This window comes from Salmonella sp. SAL04162, assembly GCF_046551535.1.
Lineage (GTDB): Bacteria > Pseudomonadota > Gammaproteobacteria > Enterobacterales > Enterobacteriaceae > Salmonella > Salmonella enterica.
Genome location: NZ_JBGDVX010000001.1, coordinates 182,798 through 206,034 on the forward strand (window position 1 = coordinate 182,798; position 23,237 = coordinate 206,034).

The window sequence follows — 23,237 nt, forward strand, 5'->3', positions numbered from 1 at the left end:
TTTTGTCTGTCATCCAGCACGTTTACCAGATGGCTGCGTCACTATTTATCCGCTCTGGATTAACAATGCCCGTCAGGCATTGGTCAATTACACAATCTCAGTTGCGTACTGCCACAGTGATTTCAGCAACCCCAGCTTCGTTTTATCTTCCGCATACTGCTGAGAAAGCATCTGCAATTCGTTGGCATACTGTTGTAAAAACTCCGGCGTCAGTACCTGACGGCGATGCTCCAGCCAGCGCTGCTGCTCTGCGTCATCCAGCGTACCGGGAAAATTGCGTGCGCGGTAATTAAACAGCAGCTTCTCAATGCGCTTATCGACAAAGGTAATGTCCAGCGCGGGCAGGTTACGTGGCTCGGTTTCGAGTACGATTTTCATGGCTGCGCGATCGGCATCGCTGAAAAAACCATCATAGAGCTGGGCATCAACGTTATCCGAGGCGGCAAAAGGTTCGGCTTCGGCAAAAATCGCCACCACTTTGTCGCGGACCTGCGGGTTTTCACGCAACACTTTCAGGTTATCCAGGCAGTGCTGGCGGTTAATTCCCAGCCGGTCGGCATCCTCCGGGCGCAAGGTATTCGCCTGCGCCAGTACCGGACATTTATTGATATGCACCAGCTTTACCGGCACTGCGGCGAGATCGCCAAGATCGGCTTTGGCCGTATAAAGCCGCTCGCGAAGGGTGTCGCTGTCCAGCTCAAGAAGAGGAGAAATATCGCCTGCTAAATCGACCATGATCACCGCGTTACGGTTTTCAGGATGCCACGCCAGCGGCGCGACCCAGCTTGTATTACCGCGCCACGCGCCAAACATGCCGGAGACATGCACCAGCGGCTTCATTTGCGGAACGTCAATCAGCGCCGCCAGTTTATGTTTACTGCGGTGGCTATAAAGATAATCAAACAGCCGCGGCTGGCGTGTTTTCACCAGTTGCGCCATCGCAATAGTGGCGTAGACATCCGCCATCGCATCATGCGCGTTGCTGTGTTCGATCCCGTTCGCCTGGGTTAAATGTTCCAGACGAAAGCTGGGCAGGCCGTCGTCGTTTTCCGGCCAGTTAATTCCCTCCGGGCGCAGCGCATAACAGGCGCGCATGACATCCAATAGATCCCAACGTGAATTATCATGCTGCCAGCTCCAGGCATAGGGATCGTAAAAGTTGCGATAAAAAATATTGCGCGTGACTTCATCATCAAAGCGCACATTGTTGTAGCCCACAACGCAGGTTTTAGGAACGGTAAACAGCGCATGAATGCGTCTGGCGAAAGCGGCTTCGTTTTCTCCTTTCTCACGCGCTTCCTGCGGCGTGATGCCGGTAATCAGCACTGCGCCGGGCTGCGGTAGATAATCATCGGCGGGTTTGCAATAAAACACCTCCGGCTCGCCAATAACGTTGAAGTCGTTATCCGTACGGAGCGCGGCGAATTGCGCAGGTCTGTCGAGGGCCGGATGCGTACCGAAGGTTTCGTAATCGTGGAAGAGGAATGTGCTCTGTATGCTGTCGTTTTTAACTGTCACCTGATGTACACGCCTGATGTTGTATGTCCATGAAATAAAATGTTTTTAGTGCCGTTTTTGATATTGATTGCTTTTATTTGTACATGTCTGGATATTGTGGTTTATGTTGGTACATGCGATATTGAGTACAAAATAAGTACATAAACCATAAAATCATTGAGTACAGAAAACTAAAATGGCAATCAGTGACACTAAGCTTCGCTCTGTCTATGGTAAACCATATTCCGGCCCATCTGAAATTACTGATTCTGATGGGTTGGGTATCCGTATTACTCCAAAGGGAATCATTAGCTTCCAGTTCCGTTTTCGCTGGGATGGGAAACAGCACCGCATGGGACTTGGTCGCTATCCTGCTCTCACTCTGCGTGACGCCCGTAACATAGTCGCAGATTTAAGAGAGTCCGTCGATAAAGGCATTGATCCTCGTGAGCTTGCCGGAAACAACAAGTCAAAGAAAAAACCAACGGTAAAAGACTGCCTGGATTACTGGGAGGCAAACTATGTTAACGTGGCTTTGAGGGAAAAGACTAAGGCACTTTACAGGTCGACGGTCATAAAGCACATGAGTGATGCGTTCGCCGGTGTTCCGATTGAAGAAATTCCTGTTCGCCTGTGGGTTGAACGATTTACTGACGAAGAGCGATTAAACCCACGCAGGGCTCGTCAGTTACTGGTACAACTTCGGGCAGCTATTGGCTGGTGTACACGCAGACAATTTATCAGCACGGCTGATTTAATGCTGTTACAGCCAAAAGATGTGGGGACAAAACCAACCGTGGGTGAGGTGACACTCAGTTATAATCAGCTTGCTAAAATCTGGCTGGCGATAGAGCGTAGCAGAGGGTCAACGTCTAACCGATTGCTCCATCAACTACTGATGCTGTATGGCGCAAGGAATAGCGAACTTCGCCTGGCTGTTAAGGAGGAATTCGATCGTGAGGAGGGGATATGGACCGTACCCGCCGAAAAAAGTAAAACGAACAGAATTATCAGACGACCAATTTTTGACGCGGCCGATCAGTTGCTTAAAAAAGCAGAAATGACATACGGGAATATTCTTTTCCCTGGTCCGGATCTGAAAAAGTCCATGACTATTGCTGGTGCAAACAGATTTCTTGGAAGGATAGAATCATCCCTGGGTATTGGCGAATTTTCCGCTCATGATTTTCGGCGTACACTGGCAACCAGACTTTCAGAAGAAGGTATAGCTCCGCATGTTATTGAGAAAATGTTGGGGCATGAGCTGGGCGGCGTACTTTCTGTTTATAACAAACATGACTGGATTGCTGAACAGAAAGCCGCCTATGAGCTGTACGCTGAAAAAATATTCTGGCATATCAGGAAGATTTCTGGTTGATCCCCCCGTTTAAGATCCACTGTACCACCTCAGACTGAAGGTATTGTTTGGGGTGAGTTCGGATTGGTTTTGGAAAATTATATAGCTTGGTATATTTCGAAATGGTCATCCGTGAAGATACTTTGATCATTCTCATAGCTTCTTTTTCGTCAATCATACCAACATTGTTCTGTGCAATATCGTTCATATCCACCTCACAGACTGGCTACATAGACAGCACCAGCGACCATCGCAGTAGAATAAAGAGTGCTGGCAGTTAGGCGTCGAATGTTCCCACACTGCATACCGCCAATCACGACAGGGTTCTCGATTTTGTTGCTCATCGTTTTCTCCAGTGGCCCTGCAGCGGGCCATCGCTAATATTCAGTTTGCCTGTGCCGGCAGATTTCTAAGTTTCCGGACGCCGATCATTGCGGTGGCTACGTAGCTGGTGGCCCGGTTAACTACTTCGACAGGAACCTTTACGCCATCCACTACAACGGTGTAATTGGTAACGTGCTTTTGTCTGCCGTAATCGCCGAACTTCTCATGATGCGCAGCCAGTGCAATATCACATGCGCGACGACCGACTGGTGATTGCTTGCTTCTGTTAATAAGTTTCATCATCACTAAATCCCCAGTGAGGCGACGATATCGTTCGCTGTTTCTCGGGTACTGCCTTTACTCGATATTGATCTGCGGGCATTGACCCGGTGCAAAGTGAAGCCGTGCCGCTCGTAAAGTTCAATAACGCGTGGTGCGGTAGAATTACTGATAAACACCTTTGCGCCGCGCTGATGGGCTGCAACGCAGCTTTCAGCAAGCGCTACCTGGCTATCCCATGAGAACCCACCGGAGGCGTAGCTAGTGAAGCCAGTGGTGCCGGGTATTGGCTCGTATGGCGGATCGCAGTAAACGACATCACCATCACCCGCCAGCCTGAGAGTACGTTCGAAACCCGCAGTCATAAATACGCACGCGCGAGACTTCTTCCTGAATGCCCTGATCTCTTCTTCCGGGAAATATGGGGCTTTATACTTTCCCCATCCAACATTGAAAAAACCGTCAAGGTTGTAACGCATCAGACCGTTAAAGCAGTGCCTGTTGAGATAAAGGAATGCGGCTGCTCGTTCTGTCGCATTCAGTTTCTTGGCGTTGAATGCTTCACGAATTACTGTGTAGTTTTCGGCATCATTCAGATGTCTGAAAGCTTTTATTGCCTCTGCGATTACCGAATCAGGCACTACGGCCAGCATCTGGTACAGGTTAATCAGGTCGGCGTTGACGTCAGCCAGAAGGAAACGTTCGTGCTTGTCTGAGTTGAGAAACACCGAACCGCCGCCCACAAATGGTTCTATCAGTCGTTTACCTGCCGGGATAAGACGATCCAGTTCCGGCAGCAGCGAATATTTACCGCCTGCCCATTTCAGGAACGGGCGGCGCCAGGTGCGCGGAACACTTTTTTCAACTGGTAGTACTGCCGTTGTTGCGTGCGTCATCGCCACTGCTCCCCGAACGTGAAGCCAATCTCCTTTAGCGCTTCGTCCATCTTTTCGATAAATTCCGGTACCATTTCATTGAAGAGGGACGTGTATTTGTCGTCGCGCTCAACAACCACGTGGTGAATGCCTTCTCGCTTCATGCGCGGGTCATAATTCGCGAAATACCAGGCATCTCTCCCGGTTACCCACATGCTGAATTGCACCTGGGCCATATAGGCGGATTTGATAGCCTCGAAGCCGCCAAGCCTGAATTTCATAAAGTCGCGAGAGGTGAAAGGGCACTTCAACTCAAGACCGCGGCCATCACTGCACAGGCCGTCAGGAGAACAGGCGGTACGCATGCCCTCGTCACGGAAAAGGATCGGCGATCCGGTGACCTTCACGTCAGTGGTGAACTCAAACAGGGTGCGAGCATCGTCCTCATACTGTTTCCCCCAGGCCAGCGCCCTGGCGTTAACTTCCGGCGCCACGCCGGTGCAAACTTCAGCAAGAAGGGTGAGAAAGTAGGACATCTTCATATCAGTCCACTTCTTGCCCGACTTTGGCCTGGAAATGACGTTGTGAACTTCGGAAGCAGTGATGACACCGAGGCGTAGACGGTGCCATGCTTCATCACCTTGCTCGATGTTGCTAACGTCAATACCTGTACGAGCCAGGATAATTTCTGGTGTCATGCTTCCACCTTCTGTTCTGCTGCTTTCTGCTTCAGGAATCCGAGGGCTTTCACTGCTTCGATTTGCGTAAGATCTGACGATGCACCAATATCGCGGCGGAAGATTTGGGAGCAGAGCGGCAGCAGATCGTCATCCCATGTTTTATTCAGGGTGATCAGCAGATCATTAATTTCCCGCATGGTTTCATCGCTAACCGGAGTGATGTCGCGTTCCGTCTGGCGATCTGTGGTATACGTGGTATTTTCGACAATGCGTTCGGCCTCATCCTTGTCGTAGATGCCTGCGAAACCGAAGGCAAGACGGGCGCACTGGATCATTGCTTTGTGTCGCAACATCCGTTTGGGATGTGACTGCCACGGTCCAGTAATCTCACGACCATCACGGGTTTTGAATGGTTCCCGGCGACATTCATCCATCCATTCGGTAACGCAGATCGGATGGTTGCGGTCCTTACGGTAAATCCTGCATGTACATGATTCGTTATCCTGCTCAAAATCCATGCCGTCAAACTGCTGGTTTTCGTTGATAATACGGGACCAGCCATCAACACCCACCACAGGGACGATCCCGTTCTGCTTATCAGGAAAGGCGTAAATTTCTTTCGTCCACGGATTAAGACCGTACTGGTTGGCGACTATCAGTAGCGCAATAAACTGCGCATCACTGGCATCACCTTTAAACGCTGTCTGGCGCAATGTGGTGATCAGTTCCTGCGGATCTACAGAATCCATTCCTACACGTTCAGCCAGTTTTCCTGCCAGTGTTGCGAGTGCTGTGCTCATTTGTCTTATTCCTCTGATTCAATATCAATTTGATGCAGGGAAAACACCTCAACCATGTACCGCACAAACTCCGACGCGCGCTCCTGGAATTCGACATCGTCATCAAATGCCCGACTGATCGCTTTTTTGTTGGCGCCGTGACGCGGTAGCTCGTCCATACACAGCGACTCCAGCATGTGAAGCGACAGTCCTTTCTCCAGGTCGTCAGCCAGCTCGGACTCTTTCTCTTCTCTGGCGATTTGCTGGTAATGCCGGGTCCAGTTCTGAGCCTCGATCCGGTCGTAAGTGAGATATGCGTTCATGGCTGAACTCCTGAATTTGGTTTGTAGAAATCCCGGCAACATGTTGTCTGCCCATAAAATCAGTGATGTTTAAACGCTTGTCAGTGTGTGACGGTATTCCTGCGATACCAGGGAAGGCCGATGGCAATGCTCAGTTTTTTCATTGCCCGTTCCCAGAGTTCGCCATCACCGAGACAGGCTGCGATAGCCAGTTCACTCTGGGCGACCTGAAGTTTGTAGTGATCAATCATCGTTATCCTCCAGATGCCCGTTTTCGTGGAGCCAACTGATAACTTCATCAGGCGAAAGACGGTCCAGAATCTCCGGTAACTTACTGTTGTTGTCAGCCCAGTCGATGTAATCAGACAGGTCGATAGCGGAGAACAGCACATCGCTTTTGATATCTTCCAGTACATCTTCAAGTTCAACGCCACGAACTTCGGCGTTCACAAAGTTGCGATAACCACTGGTTGAAACGTCAACACCCTGGGCCTTGAGATCTAAATCGATTTTCATGACAGTGCCTCCACGAATTCTGTGAAGCTGAGTGCTTCCTCACCATCGGCGAGACCTTCAAAGTATTCTTCGTATGCTTTTTCCATCTCACCCTCGTTTGCCTTATCGCCGGCCAGCGGAACGTTTTAAACCTGCTGCGCGTTAACCTTGCCATCTCATCCCGGTCTTCGTATGCCCCGGGCGGCTACTTCGTTGGCGTCCTGCCTTGATGACTCGTTGCTGCGTTTGATAGGTTAAGTATTATCGATTCAATCGATACATGTCAATTAAATTTGATGATTAATTTTACAGGGAAGATTAAGAAAGCGAGATGTGGGTGAATTAATGACATAAAAAAACCGCCAGTTAAGGCGGTTAGTAGTTTTAAAGCTGGTTTAGCGAGAAGGAGGCTCGATTTTTCTGCGTCTTTGGTATTCAGCCATGAAATCGTCTAGTTCTTGAAGTCTGGTGCCTGCCAGCTCAATAAAACGGTCTTGTTCAACAGTCGGTAGCTGATCAAATATTTCTAAGAGCCGCTTTTGTCGGTCATTGAGATCTGTTGGACCACCTTGTGTTAGACGTTCAGGCACATCCGATTCATCATCATCCTCCATGAAGAACCAATACAACGGCTTACCCGTGGCCTTAGGTAACAACTCTAAGATATCTTTTCGGGGAAGAATGCCGGACTGACACCAACCATTAACTGATTGAGAGGTAGCGCCGACTCTACGACCTAACTCAGATTGGGTGATCCCAGTCTCATTAAGCACTCTTTGTAAACGCTCTCCAAAGTTCATTTTTCGTTCTCGCACAATTACATGGTTTCATTATACAGATTTTTTCTGTAGGTATGGCTATCGAAATAATTTGACAGTATCGATTAAATTTGAATAATTGGTTGTATCTTCACTCAATGAGACCGACCAATGAAAGTAACTGTTCAACGCAAGATCCTTTCCGTGTGTAGCCAGGCTGAGTTGGGACGCCGACTTGGTCGCCGTGCTCAGACCGTTAACGGCTGGTTTAAAAACAAAGTTCCCGGCGAACTTGTAGTTCGAGTGGCAAGAGCTATTGACTGGAAAGTCACCCCACACGAACTGCGTCCTGATCTCTACCCAAACCCAACAGATGGATTACCAAGCCAAGAGGCATCAGCCAAATAACCATAGAGGATATTTACCCATGGAGAACGCAATTGCACGAAAGTTAGACCCACCAGAAATCAACCCGGTTGAGATAGAGAGTGTCCTGCTCAACCGGCTTGCATCAGTAGGGCAGAAATCATACGCCGAGCATATGGGCATCAGCGAGTCGACAGTCAGCAGGCGTAAAGCTGAGGGATATTTCTGCAACATGGCGAAAGAGCTGGCTTTTCTTGGGATTCAGGCCGCGCCACCGGAGGCGGTACTGGTATCCAGAAACTATCTCACAGCCGTAGAGATTCTCGCTGATGCCGGGCTAAAGGCTGAACGAGCCAGGCCGGATGCGCTGGGGTGGGACTGAAAATGGCAGCAACCAAAAAGGCGAAAGCCGCGGTGAGGGGTCACCAACGGCTTTCTGGTGGAATTAACTGGATCAATTCACAGGAGTAATTATGGCAAATACTGCCGAAGTAATCAATTTTCCTGTGCCTGACGTGGCACATAAGGAGCCGCGCGTGGCAGATCTCGATGATGGGTTTACGCGCATCGCCAATGAGATCCTTGAGGCTGTAATGCATGCAGGTTTGTCGCAGCATCAGCTTTTGGTGTTCATGGCTGTCATGCGCAAAACATACGGCTTCAATAAGAAATCTGACTGGGTCAGTAACGAGCAGATCTCGGAGCTGACCGGCATTCTCCCTCATAAGTGCTCAGCTGCAAAAAGCGTCCTGGTTAAGCGGGGGATATTAACTCAAACCGGTCGTGTTATCGGGATTAATAAAACGGTCAGCGAATGGTCATCTTTACCTGAAAAAGGTACAGAAAAAAAAACTTACCTGAAAAAGGTAAATTTACCTGAATCAGGTAAGAAAAGTTTACCCGAATCAGGTAACGGCTATTACCCAAATCAGGTAAACACAAAAGACACTATTACAAAAGACAGTAAAGACAATAGTAATAACCCCCCTAAATCCCCCCGGGCGGTTTCGTTCGATGCGTCAAGTGTTCAGTTGCCTGACTGGCTGTCTTCGATCACCTGGTCTTCATGGGTTGAATACCGCCGTGACCTGAAAAAGCCGATTAAGTCTCAGCAGACCGTGACGCAGGCTATCAACCTGCTCGACCGCTGCAGGCTGAACGGATACACACCTGAAGAAATTATTAACCGCAGTATTGCGAATGGCTGGCAGGGTCTGTTCGAACCTGACGGACAGGCGAAGCGCAGCAGAGATATCGATCAGGAAAGTATCCACTGGAACAGCCCGGATGCATGGAGGGATTTCCTATGAAACCTGAACTCTACCGCGCAATAAACAATCGGGATGGCGCAGCGATGGCAAGCATAGCCGGGGGCAACCCTGAGCATGGCCGGGTTGTGAATTCAGACGCTGAGCGCCTTGTTGACGCGCTGTTCATGCAACTGAAGCAGATTTTCCCGGCCGCGACGCAAACCAATCTCCGCTCCGATGCTGACGAGCGAGTAGCTAAGCAGCAATGGATAGCGGCATTTTCAGAAAATGGCATCCGCACCCGCAAGCAGCTATCCGCCGGAATGCAGAAAGCCCGTTCCAGCCAGTCTCCGTTCTGGCCGTCGCCAGGTCAGTTTATTTCGTGGTGCCGTGAGGGGAGTGGAGTACTCGGGGTCAGTGTTGACGACATCATGGGCGAATACTGGCGTTGGCGGAAGCTTGTTTTCCGTTATCCGACCAGTGAGCAATTCCCCTGGAGGGATAAAAACCCGCTGTATTACCACGTCTGCCTGGAGCTGCGCCGCCGGGGAACGGAAGGGCAGCTTAGCGAAAAAGAACTGCACCGGGCCGCTGGCGACATTCTGCATGAGTGGGAAAAGCGAGTTCTTGCAGGTAAACCCATACCGCCTGTTCGTCGCGCTTTAGCCGCGCCGTCGCGGGATCGCGGTCCAACGCCAGCCGAGATGTTAATGGCGAAATACAAACAACGCAAAGACGCCGGTCTGATTTAACAGGAGCAACCAAATGAAAGAGCGTGGAATAACTGATTGTTTAACCATGAATCAGCTTGCAGAACGTAATGCTGAACACGTAGCTACCATAGCGGCGCTGGAAGCCAGATGTGCTGCGCTGTCTGCAAAGCTGAGCATGATTAACGACCTCACGGAAGTTGCCGAACAAGCAAACAAACTGGCGCAGGAAGCAACGGAAAAGCTGGTTCAGGAGCGTAATGCGTTGGCTGAGGAGAATGCGGGGCTGAAGGATGCACTTAACGACATCCTCCAGCCTGACGCAGCAGTACTTGAGAGAAACCACCGTGTCCGCGCACTGGATGCAATGGAAACACCATCCACCGACGCTTTTCTGGCGGAGATGCGTGCGCAGGGTGTGGAGATGTTCGCAGATAAATACAGGGCGCAACTCACCGCATTGCCAACAACTTCAGAAAATATTTTTGATGCAGCGCATGTAAGCCTGCGCTACCAGATTTTTGATGCTGACGAGTTCGCCGCCCAGCTTCGCAAAGGAGCCGCGCTATGAGCAACCGATTCTACATGATGTGCACACGCGAAACTGTCGGGAGCAATGCTTCATTCCACTGCCACAACGGCAACGGATATAGCTCAAACATCGACCGCGCTCACGTGTATACCCGAGAAGAGGCACAACGCAGTTGGGAGCTTGGCAGGGAGATTGACCAGCCTGTGTGCGCCGATAGTGTTGATGCCATGTCCGTGTGGCACGTGGATTGCCAGTACATTCCAACCGAAAGCGTTACCGAGGCTGGATGTGATTCATACGTGGCTTATAAGAAAGGCGACTGGAATGGGAACGATGTGTACTGGCTACAGAGTGGTGGCCTGCCAACTAATGACTTTTCTAAGGCGTTTGTATTTGTCTCTGCTAATACCGAAGAACCCGGCGTTGTCTGGCTGCCGTTTTCAATGGCCGACAGTGTGAAGCGCCGCACATTCAGCATCCATGACTTCAATCGCCACATTATGGTTCAGGGTGCAGGGCTGGTTATGCCTGACTGGTTGAAAAAACAAAACCGCAGGAAAAAGTCACGAAGTGGAAAGGTCCGCTGGAATTGCCCGCACTGCGGAAAAATCAGTTGGCAGTACAACCCATATGATTTTGAAGGTTGCCGCGACTACTCATGCGAAGGATGGAGACCACAATGACAGCACTCAACAAACAGACGCTGCGTGAAGAATTCCAGTACATGCAAGACCATTACAGCGACCCGGCAGACCGAGACCGTCAGATTATATATATCGCGGCAGAGGCGCTGCTGGATGAACTGGAGAAAGCGCAGCGTGCCAACGTCGCCCAAGATGACCATATCAACCAGCAGCAGGACCGCATTGAGCAACTGGAGAAAGGTCACAAAGAAGCCGCTAAGCAAATAAATTCCTGGCGTCGACTGGCGAAGCAGAATATCGCTGAGCGTGGAAAGGATATTTCTGAGCTGGAGGCTGCCCGTCAGCGCATAGCAGAACTGGAGGCGAAACTTGAAACCGCCGACAAATTGCAGGATAGCGCGTTTCGTCATGGTCTCCAGCATGGCTTTAGTTACGGACAAACAAACGACCAGGCGGGATTCGAACAATGCATGGCGGCGTATAGCCAGAAGGAGAAAAGCAATGGCTGCTAGTTGGTGGATGCCCGTTGCTCAACTACGAGTCATGAGGGCGCTGGAAAAGGGGTATGGGCTACGTCGCGACGTTGAAACCGACACGTACTGGTGGGAGGTTGGCGGCAAATGTACCCCGCAGGGGCGTGCGCTGCGCAATAAGGGATTCATCACGACTGAAGCACGCTTTGATGGACGTCTCGCGGATGATGTTCGCATTACGCCTACAGGGAAAAATGAGCTTAATTACAACCGTCACCGGGAGATTGATTAAATGGCTAAATCACAAATGCAGTTAGCAAACCGGGCGTGGCGTACTGAGACAAAATCTCTTGGGTGGCACCACGGGTGGAAAACAGGTCGCAGGGGGTGGAAAGCATTCTGCCGTGAGAATGCCGCAATCACAGTTGAAGAACACTTGAAAACTGACCCGCCGTTTGAGGACCAGGCTGACGCTAACTGGCATGTTGCAGAAGAATTAACCTACTGGACGAATTAACCATGAAAACCCAAATCGCAGAAGCAAAGATTTTAGACAACAACGGCACCTACTTTATCAACGGCTCCATCCTGCCTGTTTATTTAAATGAAGACGGCGATACATACCTGATTGAGGAATACGAGAAAGGTGAGCCTTGCGAACACATTATTAAAGACCTGTTCGCTGATGGTGTTCTGGTTGCTGTCAATCCAATTGGCTACAACTGAGGACTGACCCATGACCACTATTACCAGTAAATTCACTAAAGAGCGCCTGATTGATTGGGCTGTGGTAGCTGTAGCTGAAAGGGTGCGAGATTTAAAGGATGGCCCGGAATCAGTAGAAGCTGCGGCGAATTTAAAATTAGCTGAAATAGCGCTGGCATCGCTTACCGCTGAGCCTGTAGCGTGGAAATACAGACTTGTTGATATCAATTCAGGCACAGGGGATCATTGGAAATATTCAACTCAGTGCATAACACCTACATCCGGAAAGACGCACTGTATTGAGTCAGTTCCTCTCTACACCACCCCGCCAGCGCCGGACAACAAACAGACGGACGAACTTGTTATGTGGGTTAAGCGTTTATCCCACTCACTCAGAAACGCCAGACCAGACAGCAAGTTACACGGTGCTGCAATGGACTATTTGAGCCGTAAAGGGTTAATCAGTGTGGAGGATGTATTGAGATGACCACTATTACCAAAGAACATGCACAAAAAATAATTGATGCTGCCGACGAGGTCATCACTGCACTTGCTGGTACTAACGATGATTTTCACCCAGACAACAGCGAAAAGATGTGTGGGTTATGGGATGATCTGAACGACAGATATGCGCCGCCTGAAGTTGTGCGGGAACTTGCGCGGGCTATGCTGGCATCGCTGGACGGTGAGCCAGCCGGATATCATGTAATCAAAGAGTGTGGCCGGGTTGGCTGTAGTGTTGCAACGCTTGAGAAGGCCGAGAAAACGCGAGACTTCTGGAATAAAAAGTGGACTATCAGGCCGTATTTTTACACCGCCCCGCCAGTACAGGAAACAGGCGTTTACAAGGATATGCTCAATATCATCAGCTTGCTGGAAAACAACGAATGGGCTGAACACTGCACGAGCACAGTTTTAGGTTCACTCCTGGAATCAGAAATAACGCGTCTGGTTGGCAAAGAGCAGCTAGTGCCGATAGTACCGGATGAAATAGAACCGGACAGCAATAATACTTACGACTATGTCGACGGCTGGAACGCCTGCCGCGCCGCCATGCTCAACGGAGGTAAATCATGAAGTACTCTCAAGTAACAACATCAATGGCGAAAGATATTGCTTTTAAGCTTGGCGCTGTACTGAACGACGAAGAAGCAACAATCTTTGCCGATGGCTATAACGTCGCCCTGCTTAAAGTTAACAAAGACATGTCAACTGCATTATCAAATAACGCCAGTTTGTCAACCAACTCTCCGGTAATTCCAGATGGTTACGCACTTGTACCCGTCGAACCAACGGACGAAATGATAGCGGCAGCGCTGGAATGTGATGATGTGGTTTTCGACAGCACAGATCAGACCGCATTCTGTGCTCAGTATCGGGAAATATATTGCGCGATGGTTGATGCCGCACCAAAACCGGAGGGAAATAACGGATGAACTGGCCTGACGCATTTTTATATGTCGGGATAGCGTGGCTTTTGCATATGCAATAACGCGCATCTGAATAATTAATTAACCGTAAAAACGTTTTTAAACACCGCTCACGCGGCGGGATTCGTACAACCTGAATTATACAAGGTGAAAAATATGAACCAGACACTGAATAAATCCATTAAAGAGAAAATCGTGGATAATGCACTGGTAAAAGCCGGTATTCCGCAACGTAAAAAATCCCTGCGTGCTGCCCGTGCAGACTGGGCGGAACGTGTACGCCTGAAAGCCATCGGCGGACCGGAGGCAGAAGCTGAGGTATTAAAAACCGAAAAGAAAATTGCAGCGCTTATTGCGAAACTGCCCGAAGAACTGCGGACAAACTATACGTTTGTCAAAAAGGATAGAGATATTTATTTGAATATCGCTGGCTCACAGACTTATGCCTACTTCAACGGCAATTATCGTGCGAACGAATCAGGCGAACCAGACCATATCTACAAAGTTACACCATACAAATTCACTTTATTGCCTGATGACCCACTCGTTACCGAGTTCTACAGCTTCGATGCGCTTTACAGGGAAATAAAAAGCGACGAAACAGACATTCGCCAGAACGTCACCGCCGCACTGGATAAAGCCAGAACAGTGAAGCGTCTGCTGGAGCAGTGGCCTGAAGCCAAAGAACTGTTACCTGCTGAAGATGCGGTTGTTCCCCTGCCTCCTGCTATTCGCCGGGAAGCGCTGAACGAGATGATTGGGCTACCTTCTGAATCAATTCAGGAGTAGGCATTAGTACAAAATCAAAAAATACGAATCAGTGATTTGTAATCAACATTTCTTAGGTTTGTAGATATGCGAATAATAACCAGGAAGAAACCTGCGTTCACTGACCTGTACCAGACTGGTGTTCTGACGCGTATAGCAGCCGTTAAGACTGACAGTGGCGGCTGGCGCCTGTTTGGAGTGTGGCGTGATCAGGATATCGCTGTATTTGTGGAAGCGGCGCGCGGCGGCATCCGGGAATGGTCCGGCTTAAATTATCTGGCTGAGTTTGTGTTCAGTTGCGGCATTAGTCTATGGGAGGTTCACAACAAGACGGATCGGAAAACTCCGGCATGAAGTGTTGCGTCATAACCCGCTGCGGCGGGTTAGCCCAACAAGCCTCGCATATGCGGGGCTTGTTGTTGAAGCAGGGCTGGATTGGGTCGATTAAAATCTGAGCGCTACATTCAGAGGGGGCGAAATACTACAGCAATGTTGGGCGTTGTGCATTCCAACCAGGATATGATTTTTGTGCAAAAAGTGCTATTTATTGGCTTTGTGTCCACTTTAATCGACTCACAGGACCAGCCTATCTCCTGAGATCGTGACAATAGTTTACTATTACCTGAGGGGTAACTTCTGCGAAAATGCCGTTAACTTGCAAAGTGGCCATTGAGATTTTCGTCGAACATGCTTCTATCTTCAGACGCAGGCCCATTGCTCAAATATGACGAATGGTATTAAATTGTCCTCAACCACTTAAAGTGATCATAAATTCTTTGGATGTGTTTACATCCTACAATTTGAGAAAGCACTGCCAAACGTGCATGAGGGTGATAATCATGGGTCACGCATTAAAAAAGGCAGATCGCTTGTACATTCCGCCTCGTGACAAATCCATGGTGGCGAAACCTCGTGCAGCGATCAGCAAAGCATGTTCACATACTGGTCAAGTTAAAAACGCCTTTGAGTTTGGGTTTGCTCGTTACGAGAAGGCGATGGAAGAACTTTCAAAGGTCTGAGTAAAAACGGATGGCGATAGAGTATGTTGAAGGAGTCAATTATCTTTCCATTGAAGATATCGTTTACATCAACAGGTCTCTGATCGAGATTCAGACGCCAAATGAACCGATAGGCGTACTGAATCCGAACAACCTCAGTTCTTCCCAGTCCCGGCCAAGCACCATTCGATATTATGAGCAGACAGACGATATGTTTCGTCTGTCTGCTGTTCTAATTGAAAGCCTAATCCAGAATCATCCATTCGCAAACGCAAACAAACGCACCGCTATGATGGCAGGTTACGTATTCCTGTTGCTGAACGGATATGAGCTTACAGCACCTAGTGATGAAGTTGTAACCATCGCAGAGGGTTTGGCTCGTAAAGATTACTCAGTGGATGACCTGGAAAATTGGTTATGCCACTGGTCACGCGAGTATGATTCCAGAACGTTATGCGAAACTGGCGGTAATATGATTCAGTCTCTCGTGGCGACCTCACGTTACATCCGAATCAAATCGAATGAATAACCCGCTACGGCGGGTTTTTTTTCGCTTTCAGCCTTTGCCTAACTGATTTAGTAAATTCCGAATACTAGGAAAAACTCTTCCTATACAATGGCATGGCTTTTGCAAAAAGTGCTATTCACCTCTTGAATATTCTTTCTAACAGGTATACTGTGTTTATATACAGTAGTTAAATGTAGAGGGAATTATGAAGATAGAACTTACGATCAATAAGTCGAAAGAACTGCCGCGCGGCGCCATACCTGCACTTGAGAAAGAGCTGCTTAAAAGGCTTCAGAATCAATATGAAAATTGCTCTCTGGTTATACGAAGAGCTGGTGGCGATAGTTTGACTGTTTTCGGTGGTGAGAAGGGCGATAAAAAGAAGGTAGAGGAGATCCTTCAGGAAACGTGGGAAAGCGCTGACGACTGGTTTTATGCATATTAAGCATCGTGGAGTCGCAGACGTTTCCAGAAATAAAGTCAGTGTGACGGGGGGTTACATGTTAGAAGACTTACCAGAATCAGGGTATGCGGTTATACGTTGTTACGATCATTGTGTAGTGGCAAGGTTCGGTAGTATTCCGGATAGCGGACGCGCCCTGATGTATCGTCGTGGTGACGAGATATCTTTTGTTCCCCTTCACCCTGATGACATAGTTGGAACTCCAACATTATTTACGCAAATGTTAGAAAAGGCAGGCTATCGAATTACCCGTTGCTTTGATACACTTCAAATGTAGGCCTGAACAACCTGCACCTGCTGCGCCACGGAGAACACCATGGCGCACGAATTACAACTCATCAAGCAGTCATCTGGAATTCTGATCCCCGCTACGCCGGAGACCAGCGATATTCTGCAATCAAAAATCAAACTCGGCGCCGTGCTGGTGGCTGAGTTCCGTCAGGTGAGGAATCCTGCATTCCATCGCCGCTTTTTCGCGTTGCTTAACCTTGGGTTTGAATACTGGGAACCCACCGGCGGTGCCATTTCTGCCAATGAGCGCAAGCTGGTCAACGGTTATGCAAAGTTTCTCGCTGCATATGGCGGGAATGAAAGCGCATTACTGGATGCGGCTGAACAGTATCTGGAACAGATTGCAAACCGCCGGGTAACAAACGGGATTAGCCTGTGTAAATCATTCGATGCCTACCGCGCATGGGTGACGGTTGAGGCTGGTCACTATGACGCTATCCAGCTACCGGACGGCACCCTTCGCAAACATCCCCGCAGCATCGCTTTTTCCAGTATGGATGAGGTCGAATTTCAGCAGTTGTATAAATCTGCGCTTGATGTTCTCTGGCGCTGGATTTTATCACGTACATTCCGTACTCAGCGCGAGGCCGAGAACGCCGCCGCCCAGCTCATGAGCTTTGCGGGGTGATGGCGATGAAATACTCCTGGTTCCATCATCATGACTGCACAACCGAGCAGGCCGACACGCTGATATCGGATTATCAGAAGCGGGGCGTAAGGACAGAAAAGAGCCTGAACCCTGACTTCATTACCTGGACTGTCAGCGCGAAATTACCTGAATATGCGCACCGGGTGCGGACGCCAAAATCCTTACGCCAAAAGGTCTGGGGGTGAACATGGCTAAATTACCGCGCCGTAAGTGCGCAAACAAAGAATGCCGCCAGTGGTTTCACCCGATACGCGAGGGGCAGATCGTTTGCTCGTACCAGTGCGCCAGCGCCGTCGGCAAAGAACAGACCAGAAAAGCTCGCGAAGCCGCGCAACGTAAGGCGCAATCCCTTCAGCGCGCCGCTGAGAAAAAAGAACGCGCCGCCTGGCGCCAGCGGAAAGCCGCGGTTAAGCCGCTGAAGCACTGGATTGACTTGACGCAGCGCGCCGTAAACGACATTTGCCGCGAAACCGAACTGGCAGAAGGACTCGGTTGCATCTCCTGTGGAACGAAGACGGCGTTCGCATGGCATGCAGGCCATTACAGGACTACGGCCGCCGCCGGGCATCTGCGATTCACTCGCTTCAACATCCATCTTCAGTGTGATGTCTGCAACGTCTACAAATCAGGGAACATCGAAGCATATCGTGCCGCGCTGGTTGAGCGTTACGGGGAGGCGGCGGTGCTGGCACTCGAGAACAATAACACCCCGCACCGCTGGACGGTCGAGGAGCTGAAGGAAATCAGGCTCGCGGCACTGGCGGATCTGCGTGCGCTAAAAAAGCTGGAGGCCGCATGAAACCAGAACTGATCGAGATACTCCGCATGCGCTGGCAGCGCCTCCGTATTTACCGCCGTCCGGGTTCGGTGCTGGTTGACTACCGCATCCTGCGCAATTTTGTTCGTATTTATCAGTTCACAGGATTTACTCAATGAACACTCAATACCTCCAGTATGTACGTGAGCAGCTAATGGTAGCGACAGCCGATTTAAGCGGGGAGACTAAAGGGCAGCTTTTGGCCTGGCTGGAGAACGCGCAATTCGACACGAAAAACTATCCCCGAAAAAAACAGCGTATCTGGGACGAGGAAACAGAAAGCTGGATAACGTTAAATAACCCACCAATTCCCGGCAAGCAGTCGCTGGCGAAAGGAAGCGCTATCCCGCTGGTGAAGCCTGTGGAATATTCCACTGCCTCATGGCGCCGGGCGGTTCTTTCACTCGATGAACACTACAAGGCGTGGTTGTTGTGGAATTATAGTGAGAATACCTGCTGGGAACACCAGGTCGAAATAACAAGTTGGGCGTGGTGCGAGTTCAGACAGCAGCTTGCAGGGAGGAAGATGGCTGGCAAGACAGTGGAGCGGCTGAAGAAACTTATCTGGCTGGCGGCGCAGGATGTCAGAGAGGGGCTGGCCGGACGATACGTCTACCAGCAACAGGAGCTTGCCAGCCTGTGCGGGGTTAAGCCTGACAACTGGAGCCACAACTATGCGGACTACTGGCGCGCGATGAGTAACATCTTTAAGAGGCTTGATACCGAATCTCTGCTTTGTCTGGTGAAAACAAGATCACAACAAAAAGCGACCTTTTCGCAGCAGGGTATTGCAAAAGTCAATTAAATAGCATACATTTTGAGTAAATCTGATATCGTCGCCATAGCTTCAATCGTCGACCAAACAAATTCAAGCCTCGCCATCGTGCGGGGCTTTTCTGTTTGTGCCGTCCGGAATAATCCCTCTGAGTTTTGTCGTTAATCCACCGGGCGGCCTTCCTACTTCACACTGCGCCATCCGAGCTATCGGAGGTGAGGCTTATGAAAATGCACAACGATCCCCATTCCTGGCAGGGCTGGCTGGAGCTGTTCCAGAGCTGGTGGCGAGGAGATACCCCGCTGGGCGCTGTTCTGATGTCGTTATTTATGGCTGGTCTGCGCATTGCCTATTTTGGCGGTAACGGTGGCTGGAAGAAAAAAACACTCGAAATTCTACTTTGCGGCGCCCTGACGTTGACCTTCTCATCTGCGCTGGAATATTTCGGCTGGCCCAAGTCCCTGTCTGTTGCGATAGGTGGCGGCGTCGGCCTTATCGGCGTGGATGCGATCCGCGGCTTTGCAATGAAGTTTATCAGTGGTCGTATCGGTGGGGATAATAACAAGGTTTAATCATGAACGAGTCTCAATTTCAGCAGGCGGCTGGTATCAGCGCCGAACTGGCCGCGCGCTGGTATCCACATATTACGGCGGCAATGAGCGAATTCGGTATTACTGCGCCACTGGATCAGGCCATGTTCATTGCTCAGGCGGGACATGAAAGCGCTGGTTTTACAAGGCTGGTGGAGAGCTTCAACTACAGTATCGCCGGGCTGACCGGATTCATCCGCGCCGGGAGAATCACTCCAGATCAGGCCAGTACTCTTGGACGAAAATCCTGTGAGAAGGCGCTTCCGCTCGAGCGACAGCGTGCAATAGCTAATCTGGTATACAGCAAGCGAATGGGTAACAACGGGCCTGGCGACGGCTGGAACTACCGCGGGCGTGGACTTATCCAGATCACAGGTCTGAACAACTACCGTGATTGCGGTAACGGGATCAAAACTGAGCTCGTTGCCCATCCGGATCTACTGGCACAGGATACGTATGCTGCCCGTAGTGCAGCGTGGTTCTTCGCGACTAAAGGGTGTCTGAAATATTCCGGCGACATGGTACGCGTTACACAGATAATCAACGGAGGGCAGAACGGCATCGGAGAGCGGCGAGAGCGCTTTGAAAAAGCAAAATCGGTGCTGGTATGAATCTGTTACCTGTATTGCTTAAAAAATTCTGGAAGCCATTAGCAGAAATACTGCTGGTGGCTTTTTTGTTATGTGCTGGTGCGTACTGGTGTTATTCACGAGGTTATCAGAAAGCGGATACATCCTGGAAATACCAGTGGGCGCAACGAGACCTTACCGATGCGACCGCTGCATTGCAGCGTGAAGTAACCGAAAGAGCGAAAGAGCAGCGTCGCCAGCACGCCGCAGATGAAGAACGGAAAAGAGCTGATGAAGAACTGGCAAAAATACAGGCCGATGCTGATGCTGCTGAGCGTGCTCGCGGTGGGCTGCAACAGCAGCTCGCAGCAGTACAACGGCAGCTCGCAGGAAGTGAAACCGGCAGGCTTTCCGCTATTGCCGCAGCAAGCCAGGCAAAATCCGAGACCGGAATACTGCTCGCCCAGTTGCTTGGCGAAGCTGACGATCTGGCGGGAAAGTTCGCAAAAGAGGCTGATGAGCGTTATGTCGCCGGAAGTACCTGCGAGCGCACCTACGACAAAGTAATAAGGCTCCATGATGAATAATGCCCGCATTTTGCGGGCATTAACTTTTAACGATTTTCTGGATGCACTCTCGCGTTGAGTGTATCGATAAAATCTTGTTTTGTGATACCTACATCGTGTATCCAGTTTTTTGCACGAGCAGGTAAGAAAACCTCAAGCATACGGCGATAAATTTCAACTGAAGGCATGTGGGAATTCTTCGTTAACTCTTCCTTGCCTGAGAAGCGCCCCATACGCTTAAGCATGCCACCGATAGTCAAATAATTTGTTTCGTTATTACCATCAAAGCCAGGGAAAGCTAAGGATGCCTCACCATTGAAATGAGGAATTGATTCTGCAACATCTGCCTTATCCTCATCGCTGAAGTGGTTGTAGGTATATTGAAGTATTTCATACATATCAAACGTATCAACAAACAGTTGTACTTCCTCTGGATCCTCTTCACCATCATCTAGACTCGGGTACTTCCATCTCAAGGCCCAGTAGCTATCAGTGCTAACTGCCTCATCGATGAAGTCAGGATCAAAAGAGTTTTTAATTTTCAGTGCGCGGTGAATATCACAGAGCATTTGGATCTGCAGTTTTTCTTGCTGTGAGTATTTCATTCTAAATTCCTTGAATTGATAGACCATTGTTACAGCATTAGAAAAGATACATGCGATCATAAATATTTCAAGAAACTGAGGGTTAAAATGGCAAAACCGGACTGGGGAGCACTGCAACACCAGTTCCTCGCCGAGCATGCTAAATCCGGTATTTCCCCCAAAGACTGGTGTGAAGCGCAGGGACTGAATTACGCCAGCGCAAAGCGTTATATCAAGATTGCGAATAGTGCTGCGAATTCGCAAAAAAAAACTGCGAATCAAACTGCGAATTCGCAGAAAGGAAAAATGCGTAACTCCACTCAGGAGAAGGCTTGCAAGGGAAAAGATAAAACTGCGAATAAAAGCGAAAATTCCACAAATTCTCCAGAAACGAAACCGATACGCGGATCCAGGCGGTCACCGCCAACAAACCCATTCAAACCCGGAAACCAGCAAGCCCTTAAACATGGGGGATATGGGCGCCGCATGCTTCTATCTGACGCCATTACAGAGGATGCACAAGCGCTCACGCTGGATGATGAGCTTTTCTGGCTACGTGCTGCGAACTTGACTGCGGCGGAGAACATCGGCCGCTGGCAGGCAGAGTTAGAACTCGCTAATGACGAGACAGCAAAAGACCTTCATGAACTTATTTCCTCCGCGGAGAAAGCTATGCACCGCAATACTGCGCGTATTGAGTCGCTGGAATACACCAAAGGATCAATAGCGAAACTTCAAGTTGATGCCGCGTACCGGGAAGCAGCCACTGAAAAAGTTGAACTGGAAATCGATGTGATGAAAGACGGTGATAAAGACAACGCGATTGTCGTTCATAACTCGCTGCCAATACCGGGAAGATGATATGGCCGATATTTACCTTCCTACGCTGCATGACGGGCAATTAAAGGTCTGGTCTGATTCCTGGGAAGGTCAGTTGCATGCGGTCCGGTGTGGTCGTCGCTGGGGCAAAACCTTCATGCTTTCCAGCGCCGCGGTGACCTACGCTACTGCTCCGTTTAAGCGTCCGGGTATGGATATTGAACTCGGCGGCAGGGTGGGGATTTTTACTGCTGAATATCGTCAGTATCAGGAGATCTACGACAAGCTCGAAGAAATCCTGCTGCCTCTGAAAAAAAGCTTCAGCCGCCAGGAGAAGCGACTGCTGCTGAAGAACGGCGGGAAGATCGACTTCTGGGTCACCAACGACAACAAACTGGCTGGCCGTGGTCGTGAATACGAAATCATCCTGATAGACGAGGCGGCGTTTACCAAGTCGCCTGAGATGCTGAGGGAGATATGGCCCAAGTCGATTAAGCCAACACTGCTGACGACGAAAGGCCGGGCCTACGTATTTTCAACACCGGACGGTGTGGACGAAGAGAACTTCTTTTATGCCATCTGCCACGACAAGAACCTTGGCTTTATAGAGCACCACGCGCCGACGTCTTCCAATCCGTTCGTTCCACCTGAAGAACTGGAAAAGGAAGAGGCGAACAACGACCCACGAGTGTTCCGCCAGGAGTTTCTGGCCGAGTTCGTCGACTGGTCAGCCGCTTCGCTGTTCGACATCCGGAAATGGTTTGAGGGTGAGAATCAGGATCAGCCTGTCGATTACCCTGAAATGTGCCAGGCCGTCTTTGCTGTCATGGATACTGCCGTTAAAGGTGGTTCTGAGCATGACGGCACGGCGGTGGTGTATTACGCCGTCGACACCCGGCCCGGCATTCAGCGCCTCACCATTCTGGACTGGGATGTGGTGCAGATTGACGGCGCACTGCTGGAAACGTGGATGCCGTCGGTATTCGACCGGCTCAACGAGCTTTCCGGCCAGTGCGTTGCCATCAACGGCAGCCTCGGCGTTTTTATCGAAGACGCCAGTATGGGCAGCATCCTCCTGCAGAAAGGCGAAAGCCTGGGATGGCCAGTCAACAAAATTGAGTCCGCCCTGACCAGCAAAGGAAAGGACGAGCGCGCCATTATGGCCTCCGGTTATCACTACCGCGGGCTGGCGAAAATATCCCGATACGCCTTCGAGAAGACAGCCGTCTTCAAGGGCGAGACAGCAAACCATCTGCACAAGCAGGTTTCCCGATTCCACCTTGCCGACAAGAACGCGCATAAACGCGCCGATGACTTGCTCGATGATTATACCTACGGGCTGATCATCGCCTTCGGCAGCAGCGACGCAATCTGACGAGAGGAC

The 23,237-nt window shown here is 50.0% G+C and carries 39 protein-coding genes and 1 pseudogene; 29 read left to right on the forward strand and 11 right to left on the reverse strand.

Annotation, left to right across the window (positions count from 1 at the left end; genetic code table 11):
* Nucleotides 1-87: 87 nt before the first annotated feature.
* On the reverse strand, nt 88-1,518 hold the full coding sequence (sbcB, locus tag ACLJRH_RS00835) for an exodeoxyribonuclease I (protein ID WP_000216706.1): 1,431 nt from the start codon (nt 1,516-1,518) through the stop codon (nt 88-90).
* 175 nt (nt 1,519-1,693) lie between these two features.
* Here sbcB and ACLJRH_RS00840 point away from each other — a divergent pair, with 175 nt between their 5' ends.
* On the forward strand, nt 1,694-2,875 hold the full coding sequence (locus tag ACLJRH_RS00840; protein ID WP_001007943.1) for a tyrosine-type recombinase/integrase: 1,182 nt from the start codon (nt 1,694-1,696) through the stop codon (nt 2,873-2,875).
* Here ACLJRH_RS00840 and ACLJRH_RS00845 read toward each other — a convergent pair.
* The 9 genes from ACLJRH_RS00845 to ACLJRH_RS00885 form a co-directional block, all read right to left on the reverse strand.
* Nucleotides 2,856-3,062, reverse strand: a complete 207-nt coding sequence (locus ACLJRH_RS00845; protein ID WP_000997833.1) for a helix-turn-helix transcriptional regulator — start codon at nt 3,060-3,062, stop codon at nt 2,856-2,858. The genes ACLJRH_RS00840 and ACLJRH_RS00845 overlap by 20 nt on opposite strands.
* Before the next feature lie 176 nt (nt 3,063-3,238).
* Entirely contained in the window at nt 3,239-3,478 is a 240-nt protein-coding gene (locus tag ACLJRH_RS00850) for a DUF4060 family protein (protein WP_001754984.1), read from the reverse strand.
* A 5-nt stretch (nt 3,479-3,483) separates the two neighbouring features.
* Nucleotides 3,484-4,353, reverse strand: a complete 870-nt coding sequence (locus ACLJRH_RS00855; RefSeq protein ID WP_000148481.1) for a DNA adenine methylase — start codon at nt 4,351-4,353, stop codon at nt 3,484-3,486.
* On the reverse strand, nt 4,350-5,030 hold the full coding sequence (locus ACLJRH_RS00860) for a lambda exonuclease family protein (protein WP_000187056.1): 681 nt from the start codon (nt 5,028-5,030) through the stop codon (nt 4,350-4,352). The genes ACLJRH_RS00855 and ACLJRH_RS00860 overlap by 4 nt, the downstream gene beginning before the upstream one ends.
* The gene (gene bet / locus ACLJRH_RS00865; protein WP_001648679.1) at nt 5,027-5,812 is read right to left on the reverse strand and encodes a phage recombination protein Bet; all 786 of its coding nucleotides are present in this window, start codon (nt 5,810-5,812) and stop codon (nt 5,027-5,029) included. Before bet ends, ACLJRH_RS00860 begins: the two co-directional genes overlap by 4 nt.
* Before the next feature lie 5 nt (nt 5,813-5,817).
* Complete coding sequence (locus ACLJRH_RS00870; RefSeq protein WP_000995351.1) at nt 5,818-6,114, reverse strand: host-nuclease inhibitor Gam family protein; 297 nt, start codon at nt 6,112-6,114, stop codon at nt 5,818-5,820.
* Nucleotides 6,115-6,194: 80 nt separating this feature from the next.
* Nucleotides 6,195-6,344: a host cell division inhibitory peptide Kil gene (locus tag ACLJRH_RS00875; protein WP_000565272.1), complete on the reverse strand. Its 150-nt coding sequence runs from the start codon at nt 6,342-6,344 to the stop codon at nt 6,195-6,197.
* On the reverse strand, nt 6,337-6,609 hold the full coding sequence (locus tag ACLJRH_RS00880; protein WP_000687096.1) for a hypothetical protein: 273 nt from the start codon (nt 6,607-6,609) through the stop codon (nt 6,337-6,339). Before ACLJRH_RS00880 ends, ACLJRH_RS00875 begins: the two co-directional genes overlap by 8 nt.
* 374 nt (nt 6,610-6,983) lie before the next feature.
* A complete protein-coding gene (locus ACLJRH_RS00885) occupies nt 6,984-7,388 on the reverse strand; it encodes a transcriptional regulator (RefSeq protein ID WP_001009036.1) in 405 nt (134 codons plus the stop codon).
* A gap of 129 nt (nt 7,389-7,517) precedes the next feature.
* Here ACLJRH_RS00885 and ACLJRH_RS00890 point away from each other — a divergent pair, with 129 nt between their 5' ends.
* The 26 genes and pseudogenes from ACLJRH_RS00890 (at nt 7,518) to ACLJRH_RS01015 (ending at nt 20,471) form a co-directional block, all read left to right on the forward strand.
* Nucleotides 7,518-7,754, forward strand: a complete 237-nt coding sequence (locus tag ACLJRH_RS00890) for a transcriptional regulator (RefSeq protein ID WP_000869364.1) — start codon at nt 7,518-7,520, stop codon at nt 7,752-7,754.
* The gene (locus ACLJRH_RS00895) at nt 7,720-8,094 is read left to right on the forward strand and encodes a CII family transcriptional regulator (RefSeq protein ID WP_076735768.1); all 375 of its coding nucleotides are present in this window, start codon (nt 7,720-7,722) and stop codon (nt 8,092-8,094) included. The genes ACLJRH_RS00890 and ACLJRH_RS00895 overlap by 35 nt, the downstream gene beginning before the upstream one ends.
* Before the next feature lie 91 nt (nt 8,095-8,185).
* Entirely contained in the window at nt 8,186-9,022 is an 837-nt protein-coding gene (locus ACLJRH_RS00900) for a replication protein (protein WP_000024043.1), read from the forward strand.
* On the forward strand, nt 9,019-9,714 hold the full coding sequence (locus ACLJRH_RS00905; protein WP_000801765.1) for a replication protein P: 696 nt from the start codon (nt 9,019-9,021) through the stop codon (nt 9,712-9,714). Before ACLJRH_RS00900 ends, ACLJRH_RS00905 begins: the two co-directional genes overlap by 4 nt.
* 13 nt (nt 9,715-9,727) lie before the next feature.
* Nucleotides 9,728-10,243 (forward strand): hypothetical protein, encoded by a 516-nt coding sequence (locus tag ACLJRH_RS00910; protein WP_410957994.1) that lies wholly within the window; start codon nt 9,728-9,730, stop codon nt 10,241-10,243.
* Nucleotides 10,240-10,887, forward strand: coding sequence for a hypothetical protein (locus tag ACLJRH_RS00915; protein ID WP_410957995.1), 648 nt, complete (start codon nt 10,240-10,242; stop codon nt 10,885-10,887). The genes ACLJRH_RS00910 and ACLJRH_RS00915 overlap by 4 nt, the downstream gene beginning before the upstream one ends.
* Nucleotides 10,884-11,360, forward strand: a complete 477-nt coding sequence (locus tag ACLJRH_RS00920) for an ead/Ea22-like family protein (RefSeq protein ID WP_410957996.1) — start codon at nt 10,884-10,886, stop codon at nt 11,358-11,360. The genes ACLJRH_RS00915 and ACLJRH_RS00920 overlap by 4 nt, the downstream gene beginning before the upstream one ends.
* Complete coding sequence (locus tag ACLJRH_RS00925; protein ID WP_252298405.1) at nt 11,350-11,613, forward strand: hypothetical protein; 264 nt, start codon at nt 11,350-11,352, stop codon at nt 11,611-11,613. The genes ACLJRH_RS00920 and ACLJRH_RS00925 overlap by 11 nt, the downstream gene beginning before the upstream one ends.
* Complete coding sequence (locus ACLJRH_RS00930; protein ID WP_410957997.1) at nt 11,614-11,838, forward strand: hypothetical protein; 225 nt, start codon at nt 11,614-11,616, stop codon at nt 11,836-11,838.
* Between the two features lie 2 nt (nt 11,839-11,840).
* A complete protein-coding gene (locus ACLJRH_RS00935) occupies nt 11,841-12,047 on the forward strand; it encodes a hypothetical protein (RefSeq protein ID WP_057515929.1) in 207 nt (68 codons plus the stop codon).
* A gap of 10 nt (nt 12,048-12,057) precedes the next feature.
* The gene (locus ACLJRH_RS00940) at nt 12,058-12,513 is read left to right on the forward strand and encodes a hypothetical protein (RefSeq protein WP_410957998.1); all 456 of its coding nucleotides are present in this window, start codon (nt 12,058-12,060) and stop codon (nt 12,511-12,513) included.
* Nucleotides 12,510-13,103, forward strand: coding sequence for a hypothetical protein (locus ACLJRH_RS00945; protein ID WP_410957999.1), 594 nt, complete (start codon nt 12,510-12,512; stop codon nt 13,101-13,103). The genes ACLJRH_RS00940 and ACLJRH_RS00945 overlap by 4 nt, the downstream gene beginning before the upstream one ends.
* Nucleotides 13,100-13,219: pseudogene (locus ACLJRH_RS00950) on the forward strand (protein Eaa); the annotation flags it as partial. The gene ACLJRH_RS00945 and the pseudogene ACLJRH_RS00950, both read left to right, overlap by 4 nt.
* 393 nt (nt 13,220-13,612) lie before the next feature.
* Nucleotides 13,613-14,245 carry an Nmad5 family putative nucleotide modification protein gene (locus ACLJRH_RS00955; RefSeq protein WP_410958000.1) on the forward strand — a complete coding sequence of 211 codons (633 nt, stop codon included), beginning with the start codon at nt 13,613-13,615 and terminating at the stop codon, nt 14,243-14,245.
* Between the two features lie 818 nt (nt 14,246-15,063).
* Nucleotides 15,064-15,243 (forward strand): hypothetical protein, encoded by a 180-nt coding sequence (locus ACLJRH_RS00960; RefSeq protein WP_000509711.1) that lies wholly within the window; start codon nt 15,064-15,066, stop codon nt 15,241-15,243.
* A gap of 10 nt (nt 15,244-15,253) precedes the next feature.
* Complete coding sequence (locus ACLJRH_RS00965) at nt 15,254-15,751, forward strand: type II toxin-antitoxin system death-on-curing family toxin (protein ID WP_187791143.1); 498 nt, start codon at nt 15,254-15,256, stop codon at nt 15,749-15,751.
* A 184-nt stretch (nt 15,752-15,935) separates the two neighbouring features.
* Entirely contained in the window at nt 15,936-16,175 is a 240-nt protein-coding gene (locus tag ACLJRH_RS00970) for a DinI family protein (RefSeq protein ID WP_082328467.1), read from the forward strand.
* A 55-nt stretch (nt 16,176-16,230) separates the two neighbouring features.
* Nucleotides 16,231-16,470, forward strand: coding sequence for a hypothetical protein (locus tag ACLJRH_RS00975; protein WP_001804676.1), 240 nt, complete (start codon nt 16,231-16,233; stop codon nt 16,468-16,470).
* 39 nt (nt 16,471-16,509) lie between these two features.
* Nucleotides 16,510-17,112 carry a DUF1367 family protein gene (locus ACLJRH_RS00980; protein ID WP_000929790.1) on the forward strand — a complete coding sequence of 201 codons (603 nt, stop codon included), beginning with the start codon at nt 16,510-16,512 and terminating at the stop codon, nt 17,110-17,112.
* Nucleotides 17,112-17,318, forward strand: a complete 207-nt coding sequence (locus ACLJRH_RS00985) for a hypothetical protein (RefSeq protein ID WP_001241019.1) — start codon at nt 17,112-17,114, stop codon at nt 17,316-17,318. Before ACLJRH_RS00980 ends, ACLJRH_RS00985 begins: the two co-directional genes overlap by 1 nt.
* A gap of 2 nt (nt 17,319-17,320) precedes the next feature.
* Entirely contained in the window at nt 17,321-17,932 is a 612-nt protein-coding gene (locus ACLJRH_RS00990) for a recombination protein NinG (protein WP_058114797.1), read from the forward strand.
* Nucleotides 17,929-18,069 carry a YlcG family protein gene (locus ACLJRH_RS00995; RefSeq protein ID WP_000801757.1) on the forward strand — a complete coding sequence of 47 codons (141 nt, stop codon included), beginning with the start codon at nt 17,929-17,931 and terminating at the stop codon, nt 18,067-18,069. Before ACLJRH_RS00990 ends, ACLJRH_RS00995 begins: the two co-directional genes overlap by 4 nt.
* The gene (locus tag ACLJRH_RS01000) at nt 18,066-18,755 is read left to right on the forward strand and encodes a bacteriophage antitermination protein Q (protein WP_001097243.1); all 690 of its coding nucleotides are present in this window, start codon (nt 18,066-18,068) and stop codon (nt 18,753-18,755) included. Before ACLJRH_RS00995 ends, ACLJRH_RS01000 begins: the two co-directional genes overlap by 4 nt.
* Before the next feature lie 200 nt (nt 18,756-18,955).
* Nucleotides 18,956-19,297 (forward strand): phage holin, lambda family, encoded by a 342-nt coding sequence (locus ACLJRH_RS01005; RefSeq protein WP_162264800.1) that lies wholly within the window; start codon nt 18,956-18,958, stop codon nt 19,295-19,297.
* Nucleotides 19,298-19,299: 2 nt separating this feature from the next.
* Complete coding sequence (locus tag ACLJRH_RS01010) at nt 19,300-19,926, forward strand: glycoside hydrolase family 19 protein (RefSeq protein WP_001005896.1); 627 nt, start codon at nt 19,300-19,302, stop codon at nt 19,924-19,926.
* Nucleotides 19,923-20,471, forward strand: a complete 549-nt coding sequence (locus ACLJRH_RS01015; protein ID WP_001050815.1) for a DUF2514 family protein — start codon at nt 19,923-19,925, stop codon at nt 20,469-20,471. The genes ACLJRH_RS01010 and ACLJRH_RS01015 overlap by 4 nt, the downstream gene beginning before the upstream one ends.
* Nucleotides 20,472-20,497: 26 nt before the next feature.
* On the opposite strand, the gene ACLJRH_RS01020 is transcribed toward ACLJRH_RS01015, so the two are convergent.
* The gene (locus tag ACLJRH_RS01020; RefSeq protein WP_000877751.1) at nt 20,498-21,055 is read right to left on the reverse strand and encodes a YfbU family protein; all 558 of its coding nucleotides are present in this window, start codon (nt 21,053-21,055) and stop codon (nt 20,498-20,500) included.
* Nucleotides 21,056-21,142: 87 nt separating this feature from the next.
* Between ACLJRH_RS01020 and ACLJRH_RS01025 the strand changes: the two genes are divergently transcribed.
* Together ACLJRH_RS01025 and ACLJRH_RS01030 are read left to right on the forward strand one after the other, a co-directional pair.
* On the forward strand, nt 21,143-21,895 hold the full coding sequence (locus ACLJRH_RS01025) for a hypothetical protein (RefSeq protein ID WP_001118134.1): 753 nt from the start codon (nt 21,143-21,145) through the stop codon (nt 21,893-21,895).
* A gap of 1 nt (nt 21,896) precedes the next feature.
* Nucleotides 21,897-23,228 carry a terminase large subunit domain-containing protein gene (locus ACLJRH_RS01030; RefSeq protein WP_000763785.1) on the forward strand — a complete coding sequence of 444 codons (1,332 nt, stop codon included), beginning with the start codon at nt 21,897-21,899 and terminating at the stop codon, nt 23,226-23,228.
* Nucleotides 23,229-23,237: the final 9 nt, after the last annotated feature.

Bases quoted from the DNA above. Each gene is read 5' to 3' on its own strand.
- ACLJRH_RS00880 (WP_000687096.1), bottom strand. From the start codon at position 6,609: ATGAAAATCGATTTAGATCTCAAGGCCCAGGGTGTTGACGTTTCAACC.
- ACLJRH_RS01025 (WP_001118134.1), top strand. From the start codon at position 21,143: ATGGCAAAACCGGACTGGGGAGCACTGCAACACCAGTTCCTCGCCGAG.
- ACLJRH_RS00955 (WP_410958000.1), top strand. From the start codon at position 13,613: ATGAACCAGACACTGAATAAATCCATTAAAGAGAAAATCGTGGATAAT.
- ACLJRH_RS00995 (WP_000801757.1), top strand. From the start codon at position 17,929: ATGAAACCAGAACTGATCGAGATACTCCGCATGCGCTGGCAGCGCCTC.
- ACLJRH_RS00920 (WP_410957996.1), top strand. From the start codon at position 10,884: ATGACAGCACTCAACAAACAGACGCTGCGTGAAGAATTCCAGTACATG.
- ACLJRH_RS00940 (WP_410957998.1), top strand. From the start codon at position 12,058: ATGACCACTATTACCAGTAAATTCACTAAAGAGCGCCTGATTGATTGG.
- ACLJRH_RS00990 (WP_058114797.1), top strand. From the start codon at position 17,321: ATGGCTAAATTACCGCGCCGTAAGTGCGCAAACAAAGAATGCCGCCAG.
- ACLJRH_RS00935 (WP_057515929.1), top strand. From the start codon at position 11,841: ATGAAAACCCAAATCGCAGAAGCAAAGATTTTAGACAACAACGGCACC.
- ACLJRH_RS00900 (WP_000024043.1), top strand. From the start codon at position 8,186: ATGGCAAATACTGCCGAAGTAATCAATTTTCCTGTGCCTGACGTGGCA.
- ACLJRH_RS00855 (WP_000148481.1), bottom strand. From the start codon at position 4,353: ATGACGCACGCAACAACGGCAGTACTACCAGTTGAAAAAAGTGTTCCG.
- ACLJRH_RS00860 (WP_000187056.1), bottom strand. From the start codon at position 5,030: ATGACACCAGAAATTATCCTGGCTCGTACAGGTATTGACGTTAGCAAC.
- ACLJRH_RS01020 (WP_000877751.1), bottom strand. From the start codon at position 21,055: ATGAAATACTCACAGCAAGAAAAACTGCAGATCCAAATGCTCTGTGAT.
- ACLJRH_RS00890 (WP_000869364.1), top strand. From the start codon at position 7,518: ATGAAAGTAACTGTTCAACGCAAGATCCTTTCCGTGTGTAGCCAGGCT.
- ACLJRH_RS00985 (WP_001241019.1), top strand. From the start codon at position 17,112: ATGGCGATGAAATACTCCTGGTTCCATCATCATGACTGCACAACCGAG.
- ACLJRH_RS00945 (WP_410957999.1), top strand. From the start codon at position 12,510: ATGACCACTATTACCAAAGAACATGCACAAAAAATAATTGATGCTGCC.
- bet (WP_001648679.1), bottom strand. From the start codon at position 5,812: ATGAGCACAGCACTCGCAACACTGGCAGGAAAACTGGCTGAACGTGTA.
- ACLJRH_RS01030 (WP_000763785.1), top strand. From the start codon at position 21,897: ATGGCCGATATTTACCTTCCTACGCTGCATGACGGGCAATTAAAGGTC.
- ACLJRH_RS00930 (WP_410957997.1), top strand. From the start codon at position 11,614: ATGGCTAAATCACAAATGCAGTTAGCAAACCGGGCGTGGCGTACTGAG.
- ACLJRH_RS00905 (WP_000801765.1), top strand. From the start codon at position 9,019: ATGAAACCTGAACTCTACCGCGCAATAAACAATCGGGATGGCGCAGCG.
- ACLJRH_RS00840 (WP_001007943.1), top strand. From the start codon at position 1,694: ATGGCAATCAGTGACACTAAGCTTCGCTCTGTCTATGGTAAACCATAT.
- ACLJRH_RS00870 (WP_000995351.1), bottom strand. From the start codon at position 6,114: ATGAACGCATATCTCACTTACGACCGGATCGAGGCTCAGAACTGGACC.
- ACLJRH_RS01005 (WP_162264800.1), top strand. From the start codon at position 18,956: ATGCACAACGATCCCCATTCCTGGCAGGGCTGGCTGGAGCTGTTCCAG.
- ACLJRH_RS00850 (WP_001754984.1), bottom strand. From the start codon at position 3,478: ATGAAACTTATTAACAGAAGCAAGCAATCACCAGTCGGTCGTCGCGCA.
- ACLJRH_RS00875 (WP_000565272.1), bottom strand. From the start codon at position 6,344: ATGATTGATCACTACAAACTTCAGGTCGCCCAGAGTGAACTGGCTATC.
- ACLJRH_RS00970 (WP_082328467.1), top strand. From the start codon at position 15,936: ATGAAGATAGAACTTACGATCAATAAGTCGAAAGAACTGCCGCGCGGC.
- ACLJRH_RS00915 (WP_410957995.1), top strand. From the start codon at position 10,240: ATGAGCAACCGATTCTACATGATGTGCACACGCGAAACTGTCGGGAGC.
- ACLJRH_RS00845 (WP_000997833.1), bottom strand. From the start codon at position 3,062: ATGAACGATATTGCACAGAACAATGTTGGTATGATTGACGAAAAAGAA.
- ACLJRH_RS00965 (WP_187791143.1), top strand. From the start codon at position 15,254: ATGGCGATAGAGTATGTTGAAGGAGTCAATTATCTTTCCATTGAAGAT.
- ACLJRH_RS01010 (WP_001005896.1), top strand. From the start codon at position 19,300: ATGAACGAGTCTCAATTTCAGCAGGCGGCTGGTATCAGCGCCGAACTG.
- ACLJRH_RS00885 (WP_001009036.1), bottom strand. From the start codon at position 7,388: ATGAACTTTGGAGAGCGTTTACAAAGAGTGCTTAATGAGACTGGGATC.
- ACLJRH_RS01015 (WP_001050815.1), top strand. From the start codon at position 19,923: ATGAATCTGTTACCTGTATTGCTTAAAAAATTCTGGAAGCCATTAGCA.
- ACLJRH_RS00895 (WP_076735768.1), top strand. From the start codon at position 7,720: ATGGATTACCAAGCCAAGAGGCATCAGCCAAATAACCATAGAGGATAT.
- ACLJRH_RS00980 (WP_000929790.1), top strand. From the start codon at position 16,510: ATGGCGCACGAATTACAACTCATCAAGCAGTCATCTGGAATTCTGATC.
- ACLJRH_RS00960 (WP_000509711.1), top strand. From the start codon at position 15,064: ATGGGTCACGCATTAAAAAAGGCAGATCGCTTGTACATTCCGCCTCGT.
- ACLJRH_RS00975 (WP_001804676.1), top strand. From the start codon at position 16,231: ATGTTAGAAGACTTACCAGAATCAGGGTATGCGGTTATACGTTGTTAC.
- ACLJRH_RS01000 (WP_001097243.1), top strand. From the start codon at position 18,066: ATGAACACTCAATACCTCCAGTATGTACGTGAGCAGCTAATGGTAGCG.
- ACLJRH_RS00925 (WP_252298405.1), top strand. From the start codon at position 11,350: ATGGCTGCTAGTTGGTGGATGCCCGTTGCTCAACTACGAGTCATGAGG.
- ACLJRH_RS00910 (WP_410957994.1), top strand. From the start codon at position 9,728: ATGAAAGAGCGTGGAATAACTGATTGTTTAACCATGAATCAGCTTGCA.